The organism is Microbulbifer taiwanensis, from assembly GCF_014904815.1.
In the GTDB taxonomy this organism is placed as follows: Bacteria; Pseudomonadota; Gammaproteobacteria; order Pseudomonadales; family Cellvibrionaceae; genus Microbulbifer; species Microbulbifer taiwanensis.
Genome location: NZ_JACZFR010000109.1, coordinates 1 through 773, shown reverse-complemented (window position 1 = coordinate 773; position 773 = coordinate 1). Strand labels below are relative to the sequence as shown.

The 773-nt window shown below is 52.5% G+C and carries 2 protein-coding genes; both read left to right on the top strand.

Annotated features, from left to right (window positions below; all coding sequences use genetic code 11):
• Nucleotides 1-65 precede the first annotated feature (65 nt).
• A complete protein-coding gene (locus tag IG627_RS20725; RefSeq protein ID WP_226865512.1) occupies nucleotides 66-374 on the top strand; it encodes a transposase in 309 nt (102 codons plus the stop codon).
• A gap of 146 nt (nucleotides 375-520) precedes the next feature.
• Nucleotides 521-773, top strand: a 253-nt coding sequence (locus IG627_RS20720) for an IS3 family transposase (RefSeq protein WP_193195227.1), incomplete at its 3' end; no start/stop codon positions are given.

The following is a 773-nucleotide window of genomic DNA, read 5'->3' as shown; positions in this document are numbered from 1 at the left end:
AAGACTTACCCACGTTTAGTAGACACCCTGTATAGTTAGGTTTCGGCCTAACACGGAGGTGTACCATGGGTAAGAAGAGAACTCAGGCGTATACAGAAGAGTTTCGTAGAGAGGCAGTAAAGAGGGCGGAGAAGCCTGGGGTGACTACGGCTTCAGTCGCCCGAGAGCTGGGTGTCAGCGCCCAGCAGATCTACAACTGGCGACGACAGTTCAATCGGTTATCAGATAAACAGTTCAATAGTGTGGATGGCGTCGACTACTCGAAGCAGGAGAGTGCTGAAGTCCGCCGTCTCAGGAAGGAGCTGCATGAGGCCCGGCAGGAGGTCGAGTTTCTAAAAAAGGCAGCTGCGTACTTTGCGAACCACCAAGAGTAAAGTACGTGCTGATACATGAGCATGTAGGGGTTTACCCGGTCCGCTAGATGTGTCGGTGCCTAGAGGTGTCAGCGTCAGGTTATTATCGCTGGCTAGGTAGAGGTGAGAGCTCAAGAGCTATCCGCAGGAAGCGAGTCACGGAGAGGGTGAAAGATACCTTTGAAGCCTTCAGGGCTCGTTATGGTGCTCCCAGGATTGCTCGGGAGCTACTTGATGCCGGAATTCCTTGCTCAACAAACTATATCGCTGGAATCATGCATAATGAGCATATCCGGGCGAGGAATGGTAAAGGTTTTCGCTATAGCAGGCCGGTTGAGAGCAAGGTGAATGTGGCTGCCAACCTGCTGAAGCGCTGCTTTCAGGTAGATCGTCCCAACCGTCGCTGGACCAGCGACATTA

Excerpts from the sequence above, each read along its gene's own strand:
- IG627_RS20725 (WP_226865512.1), top strand. The coding sequence starts at position 66 with ATGGGTAAGAAGAGAACTCAGGCGTATACAGAAGAGTTTCGTAGAGAG.